We start from the raw sequence: 20,166 nt of genomic DNA on the forward strand, positions 1-20,166 counted from the left end.
TAGAAAGGCGGCCCTCGGCCGCTTTTCCGGGCCCAATTCGAAGGGGCAGCCATCGACGGACAGGATTGGTTTTGCGGCCGTATTCCCCTATATGGGGGCCGCGGCGGCGTCGCCGGCGTGAGCCCGCCCGAGCGAAAAAGCCCTTCCTGTCCAAACGATTGTAAACCAGCCCTCGATGACCTCTGCGAGCGAATTGCGATCCGGCAAGGGTGACCGCGACGAGAATTTTCCCGTCGCGTCCTGGATCATTCATCCGCGTCATCGCGCCCTGATCCTGGCCTATTACAATTTCGTCCGCACCGCGGACGACATCGCCGATCACGCCACGCTCCCCCCCGACCAGAAGCTCGCTTATCTCGATCTGCTCGAGGCGGAACTGCTCGGCAAGGGTGACACCCAGCCTGAGGCCGTCAGCTTGCGCCGCGCGCTGGCCGAGCGCGGCATGGCGCCACGTCATGCGCTCGACGTGCTGATCGCCTTCCGCATGGACGTGACCAAGCTGCGCTATGAGACCTGGGACGAGGTCATCCATTATTGCCGCTACTCGGCGATGCCGGTCGGCCGCTTCATGCTCGACGTTCACGGCGAGAGCACCTCGACATGGGCCGCCTCGGACGCGCTCTGCGCGGGCCTTCAGATCAACAATCACTTGCAGGATTGCGGCAAGGATTATCGCGAGCTCAACCGCGTCTATCTGCCGCGCGATGCGCTGGCAGCGCACGGCGCCTCCGTCGAGCAACTCGGTCTCGCGCAGTCGCCGCCGGCGATGCTGGCCTGCCTGCAGTCGCTCGCCGCACGCAACGAGGTGCTGCTCGGAGAGGGCAGGTCGCTCGCAGCCGAGATCCGGGATTTCCGTCTCGGCGTCGACGTCTCCGTCATCCAGGCCTATGCCGACCGCATCGTGCGCTTGCTCAAGGTACGCGATCCCTTGCGGGAGCGCGTGCATCTGAACAAATTCGAGCTGCTCGCCTTCAGCCTCGCCGGGATCATCGGCGAAGTTGGCCGCCGTGCGATCCGTCGCAAGGCCATTTCCAGACCGGGGACTGCCCATGACGCTTGAGGCGACCACGCCCGGCGCCAATTACGGCTCGACCGCATCCGGCAGCTCGTTCTATGCCGCGATGCGCATCCTGCCGCGTGATCAGCGCGAAGCGATGTTTCAGATCTACAGCTTCTGCCGCCAGGTCGACGACATCGCCGATTCCGACGGCCCGCGCGACGAGCGGCTCGCCGCACTTCAGGAATGGCGCAACGATATTGACGCGCTCTATCAGGGCCATCCGCCGCCGCGGCTGAAGGACTACGTCGCCTCGGTGAAGACCTTCGGGCTCAAGCGCGAGGATTTCCTCGCCATCGTCGACGGCATGGAGATGGACGTGCCGCAGGACATCCGTGCGCCCGACATGGCGACGCTGGATCTGTATTGCGACCGCGTCGCCAGCGCCGTGGGGCGGCTGTCGGTGCGCGTGTTCGGCATGCCCGAGGAAGACGGCATCCTGCTCGCGCACCACCTCGGCCGCGCGCTGCAGCTCACCAACATCCTGCGCGACATCGACGAGGACGCCGGCCTTGGCCGGCTCTATCTGCCGCGCGAGGCGCTGCTGCATGCCGGCATCACCTCTGATGATCCGAACCGCGTGATCGCCGAGCGCGCGCTGCCGAAGGTCTGCATGCCGCTGGCGCAGCGCGCCAAGGTGCACTTCGAGAAGTCGGACGAGATCATGAACCGCAACAGGCGCCGCGCCGTGCGCGCGCCGCGGATCATGTCGAAATACTACCATTCCATTCTGGACCTCCTGATCGCGCGCGGCTTCACCGCGCCGCGCGAGCCGGTCCGTGTGTCGAAGATCACGCGCATCCTGATCCTGCTCCGTTACGCTTTCATCTGATGCAAAACACAGCTCACATCATCGGCGCTGGAATTTCCGGCCTCTCCGCCGCCGTGCGGCTCGCCAATGCCGGCTTCAAGGTCGCCGTGCACGAGGCGACGCACCAGGCCGGCGGCCGCTGCCGGTCCTATTTCGACGGCGCCACCAATCTCACCATCGACAACGGCAATCATCTGCTGCTGTCGGGCAACAGCCATGCGCGCGCCTATGCGCGCGCGATCGGCACCGAGGCGGGCCTGGTCGGCCCCGAGCGGGCGCAATTTCCGTTCGTCGATGTCAAAACCGGGCAGCGCTGGCAGATCGATCTCGGCGATGGCCGGTGGCCGACCTGGGTGCTCGACGAAAGCCGCCGCGTGCCCGACACCGGCCTTTCCGATTATCTCAAGCTGGCGCCACTGATCTGGGCGTCGGAGGAGACGCTGGTCGGCAAGTCGATTCCGACCGAGGGCATCCTCTATCAGCGCCTGGTGCAGCCGCTGCTGCTGGCAGCTCTCAACGTCGATCCGCCCGAGGGCTCGGCCGGGCTCGCCGGCGCGATCGTGCGGGAGACGCTGCTTGCGGGCGGGCAGGCCTGTCGTCCGCTGATCGCGCGCGACGGTCTCAGCGCGGTTCTGATCGAACCCGCCGTGAAGTTTCTGCAGGAGCGTGGTCACAGCGTTCAGCTCGGCCACGAGCTGCGCTCGTTCGTCAGCACGGACGGCAAGGTGACCGCGCTGAATTTCGGCGGCGAGGATTTGATCCAGCTCGGTGCGGGCGATGTCGTCGTGATGGCGGTGCCGCCGCGCGCGGCCGCTAGCCTGCTCCCGGGGCTGAAGACGCCGACCGAATTCCGCGCCATTGTGAACGCGCATTTCCGCTTTGAGCCGCCGCCGGGCTCGGCGCCCATCCTCGGCGTGATCGGCGGCGTGGTGGAATGGCTGTTCGCGTTCCCGAACCGGCTCTCGGTGACCATCAGCAATGGCGACCGCCTGGTCGACATGCCGCGCGAGGAACTGGCGCAGACGATCTGGAACGAGGTCTGCGAGGCGGGCGGTGTCTCCGGTGAGCTGCCTCCTTGGCAGATCGTGCGCGAGCGCCGCGCCACATTTGCGGCGACGCCGGCCCAGAACGCCCTGCGTCCCGGGCCGGTCACTGCGCTGAAAAACCTGTTCCTCGCCGGCGACTGGACTGCTACGGGATTGCCAGCAACCATCGAGGGATCGGTCCGGTCGGGTGACCGCGCCGCCGATCTGGTTCTGGCCGCCAAAGGATCCTGAAAGGCGGCCCGACGGGCAATTCTCCCGGTCAACTTTCAATCGACTATCGGAGCAATCGAGCGACATGGATTCCGTGACCGCGACCAGCCGCGAAGCTTTGGAATCGAGCATTGCGTCGGCCACCCAGGGCCTCCTCGGCTTCCAGCAAGCCGACGGCCATTGGGTGTTCGAGCTCGAGGCCGACTGCACGATTCCGGCCGAATACGTTCTGCTGCGCCATTATCTCGCCGAGCCCGTCGACACCGTGCTCGAGGCCAAGATCGGCAACTATCTGCGCCGCATCCAGGGTACCCATGGCGGCTGGCCGCTGGTGCATGACGGCGAGTTCGACATGAGCGCCAGCGTGAAGGCGTACTTCGCGCTGAAGATGATCGGCGACTCCATCGACGCGCCGCATATGGTGCGGGCGCGCGAGGCAATCCATGCCCGCGGCGGCGCGATCAACAGCAACGTCTTCACCCGCTTCCTTCTCGCGACCTTCGGTGTCGTGACCTGGCGCGCGGTGCCGGTGCTGCCGATCGAGATCGTATTGCTGCCGTTCTGGTCGCCGTTCCACCTCAACAAGATCTCCTACTGGGCGCGCACCACGATGGTGCCGCTGATGGTGATCGCCGCGCTGAAGCCGCGCGCGAGGAATCCGAAGGGCGTCGGCATCGACGAATTGTTCCTGCAGGATCCGCGCTCGATCGGCATGACCGCCAAGGCGCCGCACCAGAGCATGGCCTGGTTTCTGTTGTTTCGTTTGCTCGATGCGATCCTGCGCGTGATCGAGCCGCTGTTTCCGAAGAGTCTGCGCAAGCGCGCGATCGACGCCGCGCTCGCCTTCACCGAGGAACGGCTCAACGGCGAGGACGGCATGGGCGCGATCTACCCGCCCATGGCCAACATCGTCATGATGTACGACGCCCTCGGCAAGGACGAGAACTTCCCGCCACGCGCGATCACGCGCCGGGGCATCGACAAGTTGCTCGTCATCAAGGACGACGAAGCTTATTGCCAGCCCTGCGTCTCTCCGGTGTGGGACACGACGCTCACCGCGCATGCGCTGCTGGAGGCCGGCGGTGACAAGGCGGTGCCGGCCGCCAAGCAGGGCCTCGACTGGCTGATCCCGAGGCAGGAGCTCGAGGTGAAGGGCGACTGGGCGGTGAAGCGGCCCGACGTGCGCCCGGGCGGCTGGGCCTTCCAATACAACAATGCCCATTACCCCGATCTCGACGACACCGCCGTCGTGGTGATGTCGATGGACCGCATGCGCCGGGAGCACGGTGCGGCCGGCTATGACGACGCGATCGCCCGCGGCCGGGAGTGGATCGAGGGCATGCAGAGCGACGACGGTGGCTGGGCCGCCTTCGACGTCAACAACCTCGAATATTACCTCAACAACATCCCGTTCTCGGACCATGGCGCGCTGCTCGATCCGCCGACTGAGGACGTCACGGCGCGATGCATCTCGATGCTGGCCCAGCTCGGTGAGACCGCCAAGACCAGCAAGCAGGTGGCCGCCGGGGTCGCCTATCTGCGGAAGACCCAGCACCCGGAGGGGTCCTGGTACGGCCGCTGGGGTATGAACTTCATCTATGGAACCTGGTCGGTGCTGTGCGCCCTCAACATGGCCGGGGTCGACCACAAGGACCCCATGATCCGCAAGGCGGCGGCCTGGCTGACCTCGATCCAGAACGACGACGGCGGCTGGGGCGAGGACGCCGTCAGCTACCGCCTCGACTACAAGGGCTGGGAGGCCGCTCCCTCGACCGCCTCGCAAACGGCATGGGCCTTGCTTGCCCTGATGGCGGCAGGCGAGGTTGATCACCCGGCCGTTGCCCGCGGGGTGGAGTACCTGATTGCAACACAAGACAAAAAAGGACTGTGGGACGAGCAGCGGTACACCGCCACAGGCTTCCCCCGCGTGTTCTATCTACGTTATCACGGTTACCCAAAGTTCTTTCCGCTGTGGGCGTTGGCGCGGTATCGGAACTTACGGAACACCAACAGCAGGGTGGTAGGGGTCGGAATGTGACTTTGGGGACGGGGGACTATGTTACCGCGGGTCAGGCCATCGACCCGCGGCCGATACTGATCGTGACCGGATTGGTTCAGGAGGCCCGCATCGCGGCTGGGCCCGGAATGGCGGTCATCTGTTCATCCAGCAGCCCGACCCAGTTGCGGGCGCTTCTGACGGTGGTGGATCCTGAGACGATTCGCGGTGTGATCTCGTTCGGCGTGGCCGGCGGGCTCGACCCGAGCTTGCGCTCCGGCGACGTCGTGCTGGCGACCGAGGTGCTCTCCGGCGACACCCGCTGGGCCGCCGGCCTGTCGCTCGGCGACGATCTGATCGATCGCCTGACGTCCGGCCGCCGCCGCGTCGTGCGCGGTAGTCTCGCCGGTGCCGAGGAAGTGGTCACGAAGCGCTCCTGCAAGGCGGCCCTGCACTCCGAGACGGGGGCCGCCGCGGTCGACATGGAAAGCCACATCGCCGCGGCCTACGCCGCCGACGCCGGGCTGCCCTTCGCCGCCGTCCGCGTCATCAGCGACCCCGCCCACCGCGCGCTGCCGGCGCTGGCCCGCGCCGCGATCAAGCCGAACGGCCAGATCGACCTCGGAGCCGTGCTGCGCGGCATCGTGCGCAATCCGGCAACGCTGCATGCCCTGGTCTCGACCGGCATCGACTTCAACCGCGCCCTGCGGTCGTTGCGCGGCTGCCGCGATTATCTGATCGGGACGGAGTTCGTCGAGAGCGAGGCCTTGGTGTCGAAGGCGGCGTGAGCGGGGGCTTCGATCTGAGAATAAAGAAAGGGCCCGGTCGCCATTGGCGTCCGGGCCTTTTTGTTTCGACGTTCGTAGCCCGGACGGAGCGAAGCGTAATCCGGGGCCTTGGAGAGACCATCCCGGATTTCGCTTGCGCTCCATCCGGGCTACGGGCTCTGCGCTTTACGCCGCCGTCGACGCCTTCTGCGCTGCTTTCGCCTGCGCAGCCGCAGCTTCGTCCTTGCGGATCTCCGAGAGCTTCTTCTGGACCTGCTCGGAGAAGATGTACTGCGCCGGGCGCTGCTTGGAGAGGTCGATCTCCGGCGCCATCGGGCCGCTCGTCCGCACGCCGCGCAGCGCCACCCACATCGCCTTCAGCGGGTTGTTGAGCGCTGCGGTCGCAGCCGTGGGCTCGTAGCCGCAATGGGCCATGCAGTCGGCACACTTCTCGTACTTGCCGGTGCCGTAGGAATCCCAGTCGGTGGTCTCCATCAGCTCCTTGAAGGTCTTCGCGTAGCCTTCACCGAGCAGGTAGCAGGGCTTCTGCCAGCCGAAGATGTTGCGCGCGGGCATGCCCCACGGGGTGCATTCGTATTCCTGGTTGCCGGCGAGGAAGTCCAGGAACAGTCCGGAATGCATGAAATTCCACTTCTTGCCCTTGCCCATCGCAAAGACGTCGCGGAATAGCTTCTTGGTCTTGGTGCGGTTGAGGAAGTGCTCCTGGTCCGGCGCGCGCTCATAGGCGTAGCCCGGGGACATCGAGACGCCGACGCCGAGCTCGGTGGTGAGGTCGAGGAATTTGGCGATCTCCTCGGCCGGGTGGCCGTCGAAGATGGTGGCGTTGACGTTGACGGTGAAGCCGCGCGCCTTGGCCGCCTTGATCGCCGACACCGCGCGGTCGAACACGCCCTTCTGCGACACGGCCTTGTCGTGGTGGTCGCGCAGGCCGTCGAGATGCACCGAGAAGAACAGATAGGGCGAGGGCTCGAACAGATCGAGCTTCTTCTCCAGCAGCAGCGCGTTGGTGCAGAGCGAGACGAACTTCTTGCGCGCGACGAGGCCGCGCACGATCTCGCCGATCTCCTTGTGGATCAGCGGCTCGCCGCCGGGAATGGCGACCATCGGCGCGCCGCACTCGTCGGCGGCGTCCCAGCACTCCTGCGCCGTCATGCGGCGGTTGAGGATCGCATCGGGATAATCGATCTTGCCGCAGCCGACGCAGGCGAGGTTGCAGCGGAACAGCGGCTCCAGCATCAGCACGAGCGGATAGCGCTTGCGGCCAAGCAGTTTCTGCTTGAGCAAATAGCCGCCGATACGCATTTCCTTGAAGAACGGGATAGCCATTACAGGTTTCTTTCTGGGCTTTTCAATTCGGGTGGGTCAGCTCGCGGCCAGTTGGGCCGGAAGCCGGAATTCGATGTTTTCCTCGCGGCCCGGCAACACCGAGACCTTTACCGGTCCGATCCGCCGCATCGCTTCGATCACGTCATCCACGAGTACCTCGGGCGCCGAAGCGCCGGCCGTGACGCCGACGGTCCTGGCATCCTTCAACCACTCCGGATTGAGCTCGCTGCCGTCGGCAATCAAATAACTCGCGACGCCGGCCTCAGTGCCGATTTCGCGGAGCCGGTTCGAGTTCGAGCTGTTGGCAGCGCCCACCACCAAGATCACGTCGACCAGCTTGCTCAAGTCCCTTACCGCAGATTGGCGGTTCTGTGTCGCATAGCAGATATCCCGGATATCCGGACCTTGAATGTCTGTAAAGCGGGCCTGAAGGGCCGCGATGATGTCCTTGGTGTCGTCGACCGACAGGGTGGTCTGGGTGATGTAGGCCACTGGCGTATCCGCCGGCAGGGTCAGCGCCTTAACCTCTTCAACGCTCTGGACAAGCTGCACCGGCCCCGGGACCTGGCCCATCGTGCCCTCGACCTCGGGATGGCCGGCGTGGCCGATCAGGATCAGGGTGCGGCCCTTGCCGATGTAGCGCTTCCCCTGATTGTGAACTTTCGTGACCAGCGGGCAGGTGGCATTGAGCACCGGAAGGTCGCGCGCGACGGCCTCTTCCTCGACGCTGCGGGCGACGCCATGCGCGCTGAACACCGTCACCGCCTTCGGCGGTACCTCGGAGAGTTCCTCGACGAAGATGGCTCCTTTGGCCTTCAGGCTCTCGACGACGTATTTGTTGTGCACGATCTCATGGCGCACGTAGACGGGCGGGCCGTACTTCTCCAGCGCCCGCTCCACGATTTCGATTGCTCGTACCACCCCCGCGCAGAAGCCGCGCGGTTGCGCCAGATAAACTTCCATTGGACGCCCATCACGCAAGTTGCACCAATCCGCTCTTTGCAGTCCCCAAGCGGCACTCCGATACTGACCAATGAGTTGCAATATCCGCACCATTGGTTCGCGCCTGCGGTAGCCACCCACCCGTGTGGACGGCTCCGGCGCATGGAGGCGCAATACTTTGTGTCAAAAAATCGGCGGTAGGGGAAGGTGGAACCGCTGAGGGAGGCGTCTGTGAGGTATTTTAGTAGGGATTGCGGTGTGCCTGCGTGCGCGACATTCCTGCATAGTCCTTCGTCACGTTCCCGCCTCAACTCCCTGCCTATACCGGCCGCCCCGCATGATTTTGCCACGGTCTCCCGCCGTTTACCTCGAACCTTCTGGCGGCGAGAACCACCCAAAACAGCAATAGGTTTCGGCCGGGAACTCCGATAAACAGCGGGCGTTTCCGGCAAGCTGTTAACCGCAGAAAGAAAAGAAGTGCTGCAAAGCGTCGTCGTTGCCATCGTCAGGGCCTGCACCCGGTTTGCCTCCCTCGTCGTCGTTCTCGGGCTCCTGCTGTCGGTAGGGGCGGGCTATTACGCTGCGCGCCACTTTGCCATCAACACCGATATCAACTCGCTGATTGCCCAGAATCTGGACTGGCGGCAGCGTGACCAGCAATTCGACAAGGCGTTCGATCAGAACGAAATGATCCTCGCTGTGGTCGAGGCCAGGACGCCGGAAATGGCGAGCGCCGCGGCAGACGCGCTCTATGCCAGGCTGAAGGACGACAGGACCAACTTCCACTCGATGCAGCAGCTCGGCAGCGGCGCGTTCTTCGAGCGGAACGGCCTGTTGTTCCTGCCGACCGAGGAGGTCGGCAAGATCACCGGCCAGTTCGAAGCCGCCGCGCCGCTGATCGAGATCATGGCCGGCGATCCCTCGATCCGCGGCCTGACCGGGGCGCTGGAGACCGGCCTTGCCGGCGTCAAGCGGGGCCAGGTCAAGCTCGACAGCACCGAGCGGCCCTTCAACCTGATCGCGCAGACAGTCGAGACCGTGCTCAACAAGGGCAACGCCAGCTTCTCCTGGCGCGAACTCGTCAGCGACGAGCCGCTCAAGGATTCCGACAAGCGCACCTTCATCGAGTTCAAGCCGATTCTCGACTACAACGCGCTGGAGCCCGGCAAGGATGCGACCGACGCGATCCGGAAAGCGGCGGCGGATCTGGATTTTACCGGCAAATACCAGGCGCGGGTGCGGCTGACCGGTCCGGTGCCGATCGCCAATGAGGAATACGCCACCGTTCAGGAGGGCGCGGTCGTCAACGCCGTCGGCACGATTCTCGTCGTGCTGGTCATCCTTTGGCTCGCACTGCATTCGTCGAAGATCATCTTCGCGGTGTTCGTCAATCTGTTCGTCGGCCTGGCGATCACGACAGCGGCCGGCCTGATGATGGTCGGATCGTTCAACCTGCTGTCGATTGCGTTCGCGGTGCTGTTCGTCGGCTTAGGGGTCGACTTCGGCATCCAGTACAGCGTCCGCTACCGCTCGGAGCGCTACAAGCACGATGATCTCGCGGGCGCGCTGGTGCTGGCAGCCAAGCGCTCGGCGGTGCCGCTGTCGCTGGCGGCGATGGCGACGGCCGCGGGCTTCCTTTGCTTCATGCCGACCGACTACAAGGGCATCGCAGAGCTCGGCCAGATCGCCGGCGTCGGCATGCTGGTGGCGTTCATCTCGTCGATCACCGTTCTGCCGGCACTGCTCAAGCTTCTGAACCCGCCCGGCGAGCCGGAGCCTGTCGGGTACGCCTTCCTGGCGCCGCTCGATCACTTCCTGGAAAAGCATCGGGTGCTGATCGTCGGCGGCACGCTGCTGCTCGCGCTCGGCGGCCTGCCGCTGCTCTACTTCATGAAGTTCGACTTCAACCCGATGAACCTGCGCAATCCGCACGCCGAGTCGATCGCCACCTTCCTCGATCTGCGCAAGGACCCCAATACTGGTGCCAATGCCATCAACGTGATGACCACTTCCGAGGAGCAGGCAAGGCAGGTCGAGGCGAAGCTGGAGAAGGTGCCCGAGGTGCTCAGGGTGATGTCGCTCGACAGCTTTGTGCCGCAGGACCAGCCGCCGAAGCTGAAGCTCATCGCGCAGGGCGCCAAGGTGTTGAATCCGGCGCTCAACCCCGATCAGATCGACGCGGCGCCGACGGACCAGGAGAATGTCGAATCGCTGAAATCGTCGGTCGACAATCTGCGCCGGACCGCGGGCGACGCGAAGGGCCCGGGCGCTGTTGCCTCGCGCCGTCTTGCCGACGCGCTCGAGAAGCTCGCCAACGGCGACGAGGCCACGCGCAACAAGGCGCAGGACGTGTTCGTCGCGCCATTGAAGATCGTGTTCGACCAGCTCAGGAACGCGATGCAGGCAGGTCCCGTCACCCTGAGCTCGCTGCCGCCCGATCTCGTCAGCGCCTGGAAGAGCAAGGACGGCATCATCCGCGTCGAGGCGCTGCCCAAGGGCGATCCCAACGACAACGATACGCTGCGCAAATTCGCGGCGGCGGTTCTCCAGGCCGAGCCGACTGCGATCGGCGGTCCGGTCTCGATCCTGAAATCCGGTGACACCGTTGTGAAGGCGTTCATCCACGCCGGCATCTATGCGCTGCTGGTGATCGGGCTGCTGCTGTGGATCACGCTGCGCCGCTTCGTCGACGTGCTGATGACGCTGGTGCCGCTGCTGGTTGCCGGCGCGGTGACGCTCGAGATCTGCGTGTTGATCGGCCTGCCGCTCAACTTCGCCAACATCGTCGCGCTTCCGCTGCTGCTCGGCGTCGGCGTCGCCTTCAAGATCTATTATGTCGTGGCCTGGCGCTCGGGCAGGACGAACCTGCTCCAGACCAGCCTGACGCGCGCGATCTTTTTCAGCGCGCTGACGACCGCGACCGCGTTCGGCAGCCTGTGGCTGTCGAGCCATCCCGGCACGTCCAGCATGGGCAAGCTGCTGGCACTGTCGCTGGTGACGACGCTCGCCGCCGTGCTGCTGTTCCAGCCGGCCCTAATGGGCAAACCCCGCAATCTCAGCGAGTAGGCAGATGTCGCCGACCGGGTCGGCGGCGCCCTTCTGACCGGGCTTGGCTGCGCCGGCGGCCTTGGGAGCTGCGGGCGCAGGCGTGGTGGTGCCGCTCCCGGCTTGGGCTGCTTGGGCCCCTTGCCCCGCTTGCCCCCCTTGGGGCTTCGGCGCAGTGCCGCTGGATTTCGCTGCGCCCTTGGCCATGGCGTTGGCAGGGCTCGAAGGGATCGGCGGGCCGACCCGGGTCCAGGTTTCGCCGCCGCAGAGGAAGCCCATGACGCAGCCCTTGATCTCGAGCTGGTCGGGACCGGCCGGCGTGATGGTCGCGCTGTAGAGCTGGCCGTCCTTGGCGTTGTAGACCTGTCCTTCCCACTGATCGACGCCGGGCTTCTTCTTCATGTCGATCAGGGTTGCCATGCCGAGCGTCGGCCTGTTCTTTTTCGAGGCGTCCGGATTGTTCTCGTCGCGTCCGCCGGGCTGTTTTTCCCAGGAAACCGCGCCCCACATGCTGCCATAGCATTGGGCGACGCGAATGTTGGCAACGCCGTCGGCGACCCGCCAGTCGCCGGTCGGATCCGCGGCGAGCGCGGGCGTCAGGCCGGCGTAACCGCCAGCCAGTATTAGTCCGGTGTAAAGGGCCAAACGCATGTGTGTTCCTTGGCAGTGCAACATGGTCTAAAGCTGTGCTTGCGAAGATGGTCCGAAAAAGGGCAAAAGGCCGCACAGACCGTTTTCAGTAACGGTCCGTTTTCAGTTGACGAGACGGCCCTCAACCGAAGTATGTAGCGGATGCACAGCCCAAATCCAGACATGTCTCAGCTATTCGCGGACCGTCAGGCCCAGCGCAGCACCCTGCATAACCGGTATCTGAACGAGCAGTTCGTCCGGGTTCTCAAGACCATCGGCTACGATGTCGGCTTTCAGAAGGGGCATGGGCAGTATCTCTACGACCGTGAGGGCGCGCGCTATCTCGACCTGTTGTCCGGCTTCGGCGTGTTTGCGATCGGGCGCAATCATCCGGTCATGCGCGAGGCGCTCAAGAGCGTGCTCGATGCCGACCTGCCCAACCTCGTCCAATTCGACGTCTCGACGCTCGCAGGTGTGCTGGCTGAGCGCCTCCTGAAATACGTTCCCTATCTCGACAAGGCGTTCTTCGCCAATTCCGGCGCCGAATGCGTCGAGGCCGCGATCAAGTTCGCGCGCGGCGCGACGGGGCGTCCCGGCATCGTCTATTGCGCGCACGGCTATCACGGACTGACCTACGGCGCGCTGTCGCTGACCGGCGATGCCAATTTCCGCACCGGCTTCGAGCCGCTGCTGCCGGGCTGCACCGCGATCCCGTTCAACGACCTGGCGGCGCTGGAAAAGGCGCTGGCCTCGCGCGAGGTCGCAGCCTTCGTGGTCGAGCCGATCCAGGGCAAGGGCGTCAACATGCCCACTGACGAGTTCCTGCCCGGCGCGGCCGCGCTCTGCAAGAAATACGGCACGCTGTTCGTCGCCGACGAGATCCAGACCGGCATGGGCCGCACCGGCCGCTTCCTCGCGGTCGAGCACTGGAACGTCGAGCCCGACATGGTGCTGCTGTCGAAGTCGCTGTCGGGCGGCCACGTGCCGGTCGGCGCCGTGCTGACGCGCAAGAGCATCTTCGACAAGATCTTCAACCAGATGGACCGCGCGGTGGTGCACGGCTCCACCTTCTCCAAGAACGACCTCGCGATGGCCGCGGGCATAGCCACGCTCGACGTCATGGAATCGGAGAAGCTGATCGATGCGGCCGCCAAGCGCGGCGCCGAGCTGCGCCTCGCGCTGACGCGCATGGTGCCAGGCTACGAGCTGCTCAAGGAAGTCCGCGGCAAGGGCTTGATGATCGGTATCGAATTCGGCCCCCCGAAGTCGCTGCGCCTGCGGGCCTCCTGGAACGTGCTGGAGACCGCCAACAAGGGCTTGTTCTGCCAGCTCATCACCGTGCCGCTGTTCAAGGATCACAAGATCCTCACGCAAGTCGCCGGCCACGGCAGCCACACCATCAAGCTCTTGCCGCCGCTCACGATCACCGAGGAAGACTGCGCCTGGATCGAGCGCGCCTTCGACGACGTCATCGCCGGCAGCCACAAGGTCCCCGGTGCGATCTGGTCGCTCGGCAAGACGCTGGTGGACAACGCGGTGCGCAGGTCGGCTTAGAGACGTTCGCTCAGGCCGCCTCGGTCCGCGGCCGAACCTTATTTGGCAAACTCGCGCACGGCTTCCACCACGTGCTCCGGCACTTCCTGCGCGACGCAGTGGCCGGCATTCTCGAAAATCCGTGTGGTCACACCCGGGATCAGCGACACAGCGCGTCGCGCCATCTCCTTGTAGATTGGACCCGACTTCGCCGCTGTCGTGACGCGCACCGGGCAGTCGATTTCGCTGAGCATCGCGAACGGATTGCCGCGGGCATCCCCAATGTAGACCTGCTCCATCGCCTCGTAGATGGGAAGCAAGATCGCGGCTTCGATTTTGGGCGTGCAGCAGAGCCGGACGCGGCCGTCATCCAGGGGCGCGAAGCCGTGGCGCACATACGTCCGTAGCGAGGTTTCGGTCCAATCCGCAAACGCCGGTGCTGCGCGGTAACGTTCGAACACTGCGTCGGGACTGTCGAACTCGGCGCGTCGGCGTAGCGTGCCCTGCACGCGGGCGAGCGATTCTTCGCTCAATCCTCCGGAGCGCGCCGCGCGCGGGTCCATGACGGTCGGCTCCATCACGAACAGGCGTGCGAAGCGACCGGGCAGGAGTTTCGCCGCGAGAAGGAGATCGGTCGCACCCGCGCTGTGGCCGATCCCGTAGATGTCGCGGAGATCGAGCGTATCGACCACCCGGCAGATGTCGTCGGCGTAATCAAGGAAGTGATAGGCGCCGGGTTTGTGGCTTGCGCCATGACCGCGTCGGTCGAGGGCATAGACGGTGTAGGTCGATGCGAGCTCGCGCGCGACCTCGTGCCAGACGTCGGCGACGAAGCCGGTGCCGTGTACGAGCAGGGCAGGCGGCTTGCCGCTGTCGCCCCATTGCAGCATGGCGATCTCTGCGTCGGCGGGACCGATTGAGAAACGGTGCGGATCGATCATGAGCGATGGGATGCTACTTCGCATCCTCCAGAATCATCGTGGCGCCCTTCTCAGCGATCATCGCGGTCGGCGTGTTGGTGTTGCCCGAGGTGATCGTCGGCATGATCGAGGCATCGACGATGCGCAGGCCGTCGAGGCCGTAGAATCGCAACCGCTCGTCCACCACCGCCATTGGATCGTTCGCCGTGCCCATCTTCGCGGTGCCGACGGGATGGAAGATGGTGGTGCCGATGTCGCCGGCGGCTTTTGCGAGGGAGGCATCGTCGTCGCCGACGGAGGGGCCGGGCAGATATTCGCTGGGGCGATATTTGGCCAGCGCTTTCTGCTGCATCAGGCGCCGCGTGGTGCGAATGGCGTCGGCGGCGACCTGGCGGTCGTCGTCGGTCGACAGGTAATTTGGCGCGATGATCGGCTTCTCGTCAGGCGTTGTCGCGCGCAACCGCACAGTGCCGCGCGAGGTCGGTTGCAGATTGCACGCGCTCACCGTGATCGCAGGGAAACGGTGCAGGGGATCGCCGAACTTGTCGAGCGAGAGCGGCTGCACGTGGAATTGGATGTTGGCGCGGGCGCGCGTCGCATCGGAGCGCGTGAAGATGCCGAGCTGCGACGGCGCCATGGTGAGCGGGCCGCGGCGGCGGACAGCGTAGTCGAGCCCCATCAGGCCGCGGCGCAACAGATTGTAATAGGTCTCGTTCAGCGTGCGCACGCCCTCGACCTTGTAGATCGCGCGCTGCTGCAGGTGATCCTGCAGATTGCGCCCGACGCCGGGCTTGTCCATGACGATGTCGATGCCGAGCGGCGACAGCCAGTCGGCCGGTCCAATGCCGGAGCGATGCAGCACCTGCACCGAGCCGATCGAGCCTGCCGAGAGCACCACCTCGCGCTTTGCGCGCGCCTCGATGATCTCGCCGTTCTGGATGAAGCGCACGCCGACGGCGCGGCCCTGCTCGATGATGAGGCGGTCGACCAGCACGTGCTTCTCGAGCCGCAGATTGGGGCGCCTCAAGGCCGGCTTGAGGAAGCCGCGCGCCGAGGACCAGCGCCGGCCGCGCTTCTGGTTGACGTGGAAATAGCTGGTGCCTTCGTTGTCGCCGGTGTTGAAATCCGGGATGCGCTTGATGCCCATCTCCTCGGCGGCGTCACCGACCGCGTCGAGAATGGCCCATGACAGCCGCGGCGCTTCGATACGCCAGCCACCGCCGGCGCCGTGATGCTCGCTGGCGCCGAGGAAGTGGTCCTCGAGGCGCTTGAACAACGGCAGCACGTCGTCATAGCCCCAGCCGGTCAGGCCAAGCTGGCGCCAATGATCGTAGTCGGCAGCCTGTCCGCGCATCGAGATCATGGCGTTGATCGCCGAGCAGCCGCCGATCACCTTGCCGCGCGGATAGGCCAGCGAGCGGCCGTTCAGGCCGGGCTCGGCCTCGGTCTTGAACATCCAGTCCGAACGCGGATTGCCGATGGCGAAGAGATAGCCGACCGGGATATGGAACCAGATCCAGTTGTCGTCGCCACCAGCTTCAAGGATGAGAACGCGGTTGCCTGGGACAGCCGACAGCCGGTTGGCGACGATGCAGCCCGCGGTGCCGGCTCCGACGACAATGTAGTCAAACTCACCTTCAAGTCGCCTCGGCATTCTGCTTCCACCCGGATGGTCTCTTTGCTTTCCGTTAATAGGCAGACGCAGCCGACCGGGACAAGCCCGGCCATGCCGGGTGAACAGGGCTAGACCCCGATTGCCGGCGGTTGGGTGGACCGACGCTTGCATGGTAGACAGACCTGCATTTCCAACAGTTCGAGACCTTCCATGCCCATCGTGAACCGCGTCGCCGACCTTCAACCCGATATCCAGGCCTGGCGGCGGGACATCCATCAGCACCCCGAGCTGTTGTACGATGTCCACCGCACCGCAGCATTCGTTGCTGACCGGTTGCGGGAGTTCGGCTGCGACGAAGTCGTGACCGGTCTCGGCCAGACCGGCGTCGTCGGCGTAATCAAGGGCAACAAGCCAACCGGCGAGGGGCTCAAGGTGATCGGCATGCGTGCCGACATGGACGCGCTGCCGGTCGAGGAGCAGACCAATCTGCCTTACGCCTCCAAGATCCCCGGCAAGATGCACGCCTGCGGCCATGACGGCCACACCGCGATGCTGCTCGGCGCGGCCCGCTATCTCGCCGAGACGCGCAATTTCGCCGGCGATGCCGTGGTGATCTTCCAGCCCGCCGAGGAGGGTGGCGCCGGCGGCGCGGCCATGGTCAAGGACGGCCTGATGGAGCGGTTCGGCATCGAACAGGTCTATGGCATGCACAACGGCCCGGGCATCCCGGTCGGCTCGTTCGCGATCAGGCCAGGCCCCATCATGGCGGCGACCGACGAGGTCGACATCATGATCGAGGGCGTCGGCGGCCACGCCGCGCGTCCACACAAATGCATCGATTCCGTGCTGGTCGGCGCGCAGGTGATCACGGCCCTGCAGTCGATCGTCTCGCGCAGCGTCGATCCCCTGGAATCGGCGGTCGTATCGATTTGCGAATTCCACGCCGGCAACGCCCGCAACGTCATTCCGCAGACCGCGACCCTGAGAGGCACTATCCGCACGCTGTCGCCTGAGGTGCGCAAGCTGGTCGAGAAGCGCGTGCATGAGGTCGTGGCGGGCATGGCGCAGATCACGGGCGCCAAGATCGACCTGCACTACAAGCGCAATTACCCGGTCGTGAACAATCATGCGGCGGAGACCGAAGTGGCACGGCGCGTCGCCACGCAAGTCGCGGGCGAGGCCCATGTCCACGAGATGGCGCCGCTGATGGGCGGCGAGGATTTCGCCTACATGCTGGAAGCGCGGCCCGGGGCCTTCATCTTCTGCGGCAACGGCGACAGCGCCGGCCTGCATCACCCCGCCTACAATTTCAACGACGAGGCGATCGTCTACGGCACGTCCTATTGGGTGAAGCTGGTCGAGGAGCAGCTCGCGGCGTCGTAGGACCGGGTCCGAAGCACAGGTGAAAGGGCCCGTGCATTCCGCGGGCCCTTGTCTATTTGAGAAATCGGATCGTCAACAACGGCGTGAGGCCATTCCCGCTGTATTCACGCAGCCCGTGCGGCCTTCTTCTGCAGGCCGGCGGCGATCTTCAGATCTTCGACGAAGCGCCGATATTCCAGAACCTTGGCTTCGGGATCAGGTAGTCGCAGCAGATAGGACGGGTGCACCGTCACCAGCGCCTTGCGCCCGTCGGGAAGCTCGATCAACCGGCCGCGGTTCTTGCCGATGGGGGTGATCTTGCCGAACACGCTCTGCGCGGCAGTGGCGCCCATTGCCACGATGAGATCGGGCTGGATTGTCGAAACTTCCCGCTCATACCATAGCCGGCACGCCCGGATCTCAGGTGTGTTCGGCTTCTGGTGCAGGCGGATCTTTCCGCGCGGCACGAATTTGAAGTGCTTCACCGCGTTGGTGACATAGACCTTCTTGCGGTCGACGCCGGCCTCCTCCAGTGCGCGATCGAGCATTTGCCCGGCCGGGCCGACGAAGGGATGGCCGGCGAGGTCTTCCTTGTCGCCGGGCTGCTCGCCGACCAGCATGATGTTGGCATTCTTCGGCCCTTCGCCGAACACGGTCTGTGTCGCGTCCTTGTAGAGATGGCAGGCGCGGCAATGCGCGGCCTCCTCGCGGAGCGTTTCGAGATCGTCGGCAGCTGACTTGCGTTTCATCGGAGCCTCCGGCCGCTTCTGAGGCTTGTGCGGATCGGTTGCGGCATTGGCGATCATGGCGCCGGTCATGCGCTCGGCGTCCTCGATCAAGGGCTTAATGATCGAAGCCTCGGGCAGGTTCCTCCAATATTTCTTCGGCATCTCGGCCTGCATCGCCTTCACCTTGAGCCGGGCCGGATTGAAGATGCTGGCATAGTAGCGCCGCCAGGTTTCCTCCAGCCGGTCTTCGCCCGGCGCCTCGCTCTTGCTGACGCCCGGCGTGAACGAGAGCGCATGGCCGTCCCAATGCGCGCAGAGGTCCGGCGTCAGGATCGACCAGGGCATGTCGGCAAAGCGCTTGGCGAAGAACGGCGCGGCGAGCTCGACGACGTGATGCTCCGGCTCGAACCAGGCGACGTAGTGCGCCTGGCGTTCCCGGCCGATCTCGCGGAAGCGCACGAAGGCATGCATCTTGTGCTCGTCGCGATAGACCGCTTTCGCCATGGCCGTGACAAGCGCGACATCGGGGTCGGTCGCGACCTCAATGAGATCGTGATTGTCCTTCAGCCGGAACAGCAGGCGATATAGGATCGCAAACCGCTCGCCGTCGCGATGCAGGATCGCCGCCTTGGCAAGCTCGACGAATTTTGCCGAGACGGTGAACGTGCCGTCGTTCACCTCGAGGATCGGAGACGGCGAGGACGGTGCGAACAGCTCGGCTTCGTGGCCCTGCACGGTCCAGGTGACCGCGCCGGGCGGCACGTGATGGAGCACGAGGCTGCGCGCGGCTTTGCGCCAGCCGTCGTAATCGGTTTCGGTGTCGAGCATGATGTACTGCATCAGAAGCCAAATCCCAGTTGCGTTGCTTTCGGCTTGAACCGTTCGATCAACCCGGCGGCATCGAGACGATGCGGTGAGGGGCGGTGATCGCTGAGGACGATGAACGGCAGCGCCTTGTTGCGGGGCACATGCAGCCGCGCGAGATCGGCGAGGCGGATCGTGGTGGTGCGCCGCGTCGCGATGATGCGTTCGACCGTCCTGGTGCCGAAGCCCGGAACGCGCAGCAGCTCCTCGCGGCTGGCGCGGTTGACGTCGAGCGGGAAGCGGTCGCGGTGGCGCAGCGCCCAGGCCAGCTTGGGATCGATGTCGAGCGGCAGCATCGCGCTGTCGTCGACGATTTCGCCAACGTCGAAGCCGTAGAACCGCATCAGCCAGTCGGCCTGGTAGAGCCGGTGCTCGCGCAGCAGCGGCGGCGCGCGCAGGGGCAGCGCGCGGCTGGCATCGGGGATCGGGCTGAAGGCGGAGTAATAGACGCGCCGCAGCCGGTAGGCGCCGTAGAGATTGGCGCTGGTGTGGAGAATGGTGTGATCGGAGGCGCTATCTGCGCCGACGATCATCTGCGTGCTTTGTCCGGCGGGCGCGAAGCGCTGCGGTTTGGCCTTCGTCTTGGCGCTGCGGCTCTCCTCGGCCTCGTCCAGCTTCAGCCGCAGCCGGCCCATGGTGCGGCGGATCGCGCGCACGTCCTTCTCCGGCGCGAATTGCTGCAGGCTCGTCTCCTCAGGCATCTCGATGTTGATCGAAAGGCGGTCGGCATATTTGCCGGCCTCGGCGATCAGCGCGTCGTCGGCCTCGGGAATGGTCTTCAGATGGATGTAGCCGCGGAAATGATGCTCCTCGCGCAGTTTTCGCGCGACGCTCACCACTTGCTCCATCGTGTAATCAGGGCTGCGGATGATGCCGGAGGAGAGAAACAGGCCCTCGATGTAATTGCGCCGGTAGAAGTCGAGCGTGAGCCTGACCAATTCGTCGATGGTGAAGCGGGCGCGTGGGACATTCGAGGAGGCGCGGTTGACGCAATAAAGGCAATCGTAATTGCAGGCGTTGGTCAGCAGCACCTTGAGCAGGGAGATGCAGCGTCCGTCCGGCGCGTAGGAATGGCAGATGCCCATGCCCGGCGCGGTCGAGCCCATGCCCTTGCCGTCGCTGGAATCCCGCTTCTCGGTACCGCTGGAGGCGCAGGATGCGTCGTATTTGGCGGCATCCGCCAGAATCTCCAGCTTGCGTTGTACGTCCATGTTTGAATCTCTTTGATTCCGCTCATGAATCTTTGGATGCGCCAATTCGATTGACTCTGCCGGCGCCGTTAGCTTTATATTA

Annotated in this window: 15 protein-coding genes; 8 read left to right on the plus strand and 7 right to left on the minus strand. The window is 65.0% G+C overall.

The window, feature by feature from the left end; all coding sequences use genetic code 11:
- Positions 1–175: 175 nt before the first annotated feature.
- The 5 genes from hpnC to I6F37_RS22665 all read left to right on the plus strand — a co-directional run bounded on the left by hpnC (position 176) and on the right by I6F37_RS22665 (position 5,908).
- Positions 176–1,060 (plus strand): squalene synthase HpnC, encoded by an 885-nt coding sequence (gene hpnC / locus I6F37_RS22645; RefSeq protein WP_109144429.1) that lies wholly within the window; start codon positions 176–178, stop codon positions 1,058–1,060.
- On the plus strand, positions 1,050–1,889 hold the full coding sequence (hpnD, locus tag I6F37_RS22650; protein WP_057027142.1) for a presqualene diphosphate synthase HpnD: 840 nt from the start codon (positions 1,050–1,052) through the stop codon (positions 1,887–1,889). Before hpnC ends, hpnD begins: the two co-directional genes overlap by 11 nt.
- The gene (gene hpnE / locus I6F37_RS22655; RefSeq protein WP_225113510.1) at positions 1,889–3,145 is read left to right on the plus strand and encodes a hydroxysqualene dehydroxylase HpnE; all 1,257 of its coding nucleotides are present in this window, start codon (positions 1,889–1,891) and stop codon (positions 3,143–3,145) included. The genes hpnD and hpnE overlap by 1 nt, the downstream gene beginning before the upstream one ends.
- A 64-nt stretch (positions 3,146–3,209) precedes the next feature.
- The gene (gene shc, locus I6F37_RS22660; protein ID WP_225152742.1) at positions 3,210–5,162 is read left to right on the plus strand and encodes a squalene--hopene cyclase; all 1,953 of its coding nucleotides are present in this window, start codon (positions 3,210–3,212) and stop codon (positions 5,160–5,162) included.
- Positions 5,159–5,908, plus strand: a complete 750-nt coding sequence (locus I6F37_RS22665; RefSeq protein WP_036006088.1) for a phosphorylase — start codon at positions 5,159–5,161, stop codon at positions 5,906–5,908. Before shc ends, I6F37_RS22665 begins: the two co-directional genes overlap by 4 nt.
- A 165-nt stretch (positions 5,909–6,073) precedes the next feature.
- Here I6F37_RS22665 and hpnH read toward each other — a convergent pair whose 3' ends face one another.
- Together hpnH and ispH are read right to left on the minus strand one after the other, a co-directional pair.
- A complete protein-coding gene (gene hpnH, locus I6F37_RS22670) occupies positions 6,074–7,234 on the minus strand; it encodes an adenosyl-hopene transferase HpnH (RefSeq protein ID WP_036006086.1) in 1,161 nt (386 codons plus the stop codon).
- 36 nt (positions 7,235–7,270) lie between these two features.
- The gene (gene ispH / locus I6F37_RS22675) at positions 7,271–8,197 is read right to left on the minus strand and encodes a 4-hydroxy-3-methylbut-2-enyl diphosphate reductase (RefSeq protein ID WP_036006084.1); all 927 of its coding nucleotides are present in this window, start codon (positions 8,195–8,197) and stop codon (positions 7,271–7,273) included.
- A gap of 456 nt (positions 8,198–8,653) precedes the next feature.
- Here ispH and I6F37_RS22680 point away from each other — a divergent pair, with 456 nt between their 5' ends.
- Positions 8,654–11,242, plus strand: coding sequence for an MMPL family transporter (locus I6F37_RS22680; protein ID WP_036006082.1), 2,589 nt, complete (start codon positions 8,654–8,656; stop codon positions 11,240–11,242).
- Here I6F37_RS22680 and I6F37_RS22685 read toward each other — a convergent pair.
- Positions 11,210–11,872 (minus strand): DUF2147 domain-containing protein, encoded by a 663-nt coding sequence (locus I6F37_RS22685; RefSeq protein WP_036006080.1) that lies wholly within the window; start codon positions 11,870–11,872, stop codon positions 11,210–11,212. The two genes, I6F37_RS22680 and I6F37_RS22685, sit on opposite strands and share 33 nt — an antisense overlap.
- Positions 11,873–12,013: 141 nt before the next feature.
- Here I6F37_RS22685 and hpnO point away from each other — a divergent pair, with 141 nt between their 5' ends.
- On the plus strand, positions 12,014–13,405 hold the full coding sequence (gene hpnO, locus I6F37_RS22690; protein ID WP_036006078.1) for an aminobacteriohopanetriol synthase HpnO: 1,392 nt from the start codon (positions 12,014–12,016) through the stop codon (positions 13,403–13,405).
- A 38-nt stretch (positions 13,406–13,443) separates the two neighbouring features.
- On the opposite strand, the gene I6F37_RS22695 is transcribed toward hpnO, so the two are convergent.
- Positions 13,444–14,325, minus strand: coding sequence for an alpha/beta fold hydrolase (locus I6F37_RS22695; protein WP_036006076.1), 882 nt, complete (start codon positions 14,323–14,325; stop codon positions 13,444–13,446).
- A 13-nt stretch (positions 14,326–14,338) separates the two neighbouring features.
- Positions 14,339–15,958 carry a GMC family oxidoreductase gene (locus I6F37_RS22700; RefSeq protein ID WP_036006074.1) on the minus strand — a complete coding sequence of 540 codons (1,620 nt, stop codon included), beginning with the start codon at positions 15,956–15,958 and terminating at the stop codon, positions 14,339–14,341.
- Between the two features lie 171 nt (positions 15,959–16,129).
- Between I6F37_RS22700 and I6F37_RS22705 the strand changes: the two genes are divergently transcribed.
- The gene (locus I6F37_RS22705) at positions 16,130–17,302 is read left to right on the plus strand and encodes a M20 aminoacylase family protein (protein WP_036006072.1); all 1,173 of its coding nucleotides are present in this window, start codon (positions 16,130–16,132) and stop codon (positions 17,300–17,302) included.
- Between the two features lie 104 nt (positions 17,303–17,406).
- Here I6F37_RS22705 and I6F37_RS22710 read toward each other — a convergent pair whose 3' ends face one another.
- Together I6F37_RS22710 and I6F37_RS22715 are read right to left on the minus strand one after the other, a co-directional pair.
- Positions 17,407–18,849, minus strand: coding sequence for a UdgX family uracil-DNA binding protein (locus I6F37_RS22710; protein ID WP_036006070.1), 1,443 nt, complete (start codon positions 18,847–18,849; stop codon positions 17,407–17,409).
- Entirely contained in the window at positions 18,849–20,084 is a 1,236-nt protein-coding gene (locus tag I6F37_RS22715; protein ID WP_036006068.1) for a putative DNA modification/repair radical SAM protein, read from the minus strand. Before I6F37_RS22715 ends, I6F37_RS22710 begins: the two co-directional genes overlap by 1 nt.
- Between the last annotated feature and the right edge of the window lie 82 nt (positions 20,085–20,166).

The organism is Bradyrhizobium sp. NBAIM08 (assembly GCF_020193935.1).
Lineage (GTDB): Bacteria > Pseudomonadota > Alphaproteobacteria > Rhizobiales > Xanthobacteraceae > Bradyrhizobium > Bradyrhizobium yuanmingense.

Excerpts from the sequence above, each read along its gene's own strand:
- I6F37_RS22700 (WP_036006074.1), bottom strand. The coding sequence starts at position 15,958 with ATGCCGAGGCGACTTGAAGGTGAGTTTGACTACATTGTCGTCGGAGCC.
- I6F37_RS22710 (WP_036006070.1), bottom strand. The coding sequence starts at position 18,849 with ATGCAGTACATCATGCTCGACACCGAAACCGATTACGACGGCTGGCGC.
- I6F37_RS22715 (WP_036006068.1), bottom strand. The coding sequence starts at position 20,084 with ATGGACGTACAACGCAAGCTGGAGATTCTGGCGGATGCCGCCAAATAC.
- hpnD (WP_057027142.1), top strand. The coding sequence starts at position 1,050 with ATGACGCTTGAGGCGACCACGCCCGGCGCCAATTACGGCTCGACCGCA.
- hpnH (WP_036006086.1), bottom strand. The coding sequence starts at position 7,234 with ATGGCTATCCCGTTCTTCAAGGAAATGCGTATCGGCGGCTATTTGCTC.
- hpnC (WP_109144429.1), top strand. The coding sequence starts at position 176 with ATGACCTCTGCGAGCGAATTGCGATCCGGCAAGGGTGACCGCGACGAG.
- shc (WP_225152742.1), top strand. The coding sequence starts at position 3,210 with ATGGATTCCGTGACCGCGACCAGCCGCGAAGCTTTGGAATCGAGCATT.
- hpnO (WP_036006078.1), top strand. The coding sequence starts at position 12,014 with ATGCACAGCCCAAATCCAGACATGTCTCAGCTATTCGCGGACCGTCAG.
- I6F37_RS22685 (WP_036006080.1), bottom strand. The coding sequence starts at position 11,872 with ATGCGTTTGGCCCTTTACACCGGACTAATACTGGCTGGCGGTTACGCC.
- I6F37_RS22705 (WP_036006072.1), top strand. The coding sequence starts at position 16,130 with ATGCCCATCGTGAACCGCGTCGCCGACCTTCAACCCGATATCCAGGCC.
- I6F37_RS22695 (WP_036006076.1), bottom strand. The coding sequence starts at position 14,325 with ATGATCGATCCGCACCGTTTCTCAATCGGTCCCGCCGACGCAGAGATC.
- hpnE (WP_225113510.1), top strand. The coding sequence starts at position 1,889 with ATGCAAAACACAGCTCACATCATCGGCGCTGGAATTTCCGGCCTCTCC.
- ispH (WP_036006084.1), bottom strand. The coding sequence starts at position 8,197 with ATGGAAGTTTATCTGGCGCAACCGCGCGGCTTCTGCGCGGGGGTGGTA.